The sequence below is a fragment of the Pseudorhodobacter sp. genome, assembly GCF_030452865.1.
Classification (GTDB): domain Bacteria; phylum Pseudomonadota; class Alphaproteobacteria; order Rhodobacterales; family Rhodobacteraceae; genus Pseudorhodobacter.
Window position 1 is genome coordinate 1 of the sequence record NZ_JAKDLJ010000582.1, and the last position, 1610, is coordinate 1610.

A 1610-nucleotide genomic window follows, 5' to 3' on the forward strand; every position below is an offset into this window, starting at 1 on the left:
GGGCAGCCTCAGCGCCAGGGCATTTCATGGCGTTTTTGCCGCGCATCAAGCAAGCCTCTGGTGCCGTGCTTAATATTTCCACCTCGGGGCAGTGCGGTGATCGCGCCGGGCTATCTTGGCCGCCACCTGACACCGCTGATCACCATGTCGCCGATTCTGGGCGACCAAGTGTGCGTCGGGTTGGAGGGATAGTTTCATGATTTCACGCGAGGTGCGGATGCGATCGAACGCTGAACAGGGGGTGAAAATCCGTGGTATCGTGGAAGCGTTGGGACGTGAAGTCGCCACCTCTGCCGAGGCGCGGGTCATGCTGGTGCTGAACGACGCGGACCGGACAATGATTTGAGCCATGCAGATCCACACCGTTTCGACTGCCGATATTCCGATGTTGCATCAATTGCTTGCACAGCTTTCGCATGATTTGGGCGACACCCATGCGGCCAGCCTTGACGCGCTGACCGCAGCCGCCCCGAACTGGCGCGGGCTCTTGGCGATGGAGGGGCAGATGCCGATGGGCGCGCTGCTGGCCTCTCCGCTGTTTTCCACTACAAGGGGCGGCACGGGACTTTATATCTCCGACCTGTGGATCGCCGAAGCCGGACGGGGCCAAGGGTTGGGGGCGCGACTGTTGGCGGCGGCGTTGCGCGAATGGCAACCGGTATTTGTGAAACTCTCCGTTTATACAGGCAATGCGCGCGCAAAAGAGTTTTACACCCGCTGCGGCTTTGCGCATCAAGACGAAACCAACATGATTTTGCACGGAGCGGCGCTCGATCACCTGAAAGGACGGCGATGAAAGCGATATTTGATGGTCGCGAATGGAAGTATCAGCCCAGGCATTTCATGGCGAAGGGCGCGATTTTGTCCAATCCGGTACAACAGGAACGGATCGACCGTCTGCCGACATGCGCCAATGCGGCAGGATGTACGGGCGCAGACGATCCACGCCTATCCCGCGCGGTGTTGGGCTGTAGCCTCAACTTGCCTTTGGCGCGGGGGACCGATGACGCAAGTTTCCTTGCCGGGTTGGCGTGGCATGGAAACAAATCAGCGGCTTTGGTGCGGATGCGGACGTGGTGGCACTAGAATTCGACTCATTCAACGACGAGCCGTTCAAGGGGTTCGCGGTTGCGACCAAAGGCTTCGCTAGGGTTGGGGCCTCGATGTCCGGCTTGGATCTGCCTACCCTGTTCGTGCCGGAAGGTGGCTATCGGTGCAAAGACCCTTGCGACAGTCTGACAACCCTTTCGACCCGGATTGAAGACACGGCAGCCGTTGGAAAATGACTGCTTGCCAATATCACATTGCGCTTCGCTGCACGTCTTCACCGATCGGTATGGCGCGCGAGTGACGCGATCAATGCCGACACGCCCTCGTCAGAGGTGACAACGCCGGGGGAGGCGCGCAGAATCTGGCCACGTCCGTCAATGGAAATGCCGTCTTTGCGCAATGCGTCAACCATCTGCGCGCCGGGCCGCGACTCTGGCAATCGCAGCATCACCGACCCGCCGCGCGCGGCTTCGGCGCGTGGCGTGATCAGGTGGAGGCCCAAATCGTCAACGGCGTCGATGATGGCAGCGGTTTGGCGGCGATTCTGCGCAAGGATCGCC

The 1610-nt window shown here is 60.4% G+C and carries 5 protein-coding genes and 1 pseudogene; 5 read left to right on the top strand and 1 reads right to left on the bottom strand.

What is annotated here, in order from left to right; genetic code table 11:
• From L0H65_RS19650 to L0H65_RS19670, 5 genes are all read left to right on the top strand, one after another.
• Positions 1-192: hypothetical protein (locus tag L0H65_RS19650; RefSeq protein WP_301460867.1), on the top strand; the 192-nt coding region annotated here is incomplete at its 5' end.
• 4 nt (positions 193-196) lie between these two features.
• Positions 197-346: a 3-keto-5-aminohexanoate cleavage protein gene (locus L0H65_RS19655; protein WP_301460868.1), complete on the top strand. Its 150-nt coding sequence runs from the start codon at positions 197-199 to the stop codon at positions 344-346.
• A gap of 3 nt (positions 347-349) precedes the next feature.
• Complete coding sequence (locus L0H65_RS19660; RefSeq protein WP_301460869.1) at positions 350-796, top strand: GNAT family N-acetyltransferase; 447 nt, start codon at positions 350-352, stop codon at positions 794-796.
• Positions 793-1086, top strand: coding sequence for a hypothetical protein (locus L0H65_RS19665; protein ID WP_301460870.1), 294 nt, complete (start codon positions 793-795; stop codon positions 1084-1086). Before L0H65_RS19660 ends, L0H65_RS19665 begins: the two co-directional genes overlap by 4 nt.
• The gene (locus tag L0H65_RS19670) at positions 1077-1286 is read left to right on the top strand and encodes a hypothetical protein (protein ID WP_301460871.1); all 210 of its coding nucleotides are present in this window, start codon (positions 1077-1079) and stop codon (positions 1284-1286) included. Before L0H65_RS19665 ends, L0H65_RS19670 begins: the two co-directional genes overlap by 10 nt.
• 38 nt (positions 1287-1324) lie before the next feature.
• On the opposite strand, the pseudogene L0H65_RS19675 reads toward L0H65_RS19670, so the two are convergent.
• Positions 1325-1610: pseudogene (locus L0H65_RS19675) on the bottom strand (aminotransferase); the annotation flags it as partial.

What these genes read in the sequence shown, in the direction of transcription:
- L0H65_RS19655 (WP_301460868.1), top strand. Translation starts at nt 197, where the DNA reads ATGATTTCACGCGAGGTGCGGATGCGATCGAACGCTGAACAGGGGGTG.
- L0H65_RS19660 (WP_301460869.1), top strand. Translation starts at nt 350, where the DNA reads ATGCAGATCCACACCGTTTCGACTGCCGATATTCCGATGTTGCATCAA.
- L0H65_RS19665 (WP_301460870.1), top strand. Translation starts at nt 793, where the DNA reads ATGAAAGCGATATTTGATGGTCGCGAATGGAAGTATCAGCCCAGGCAT.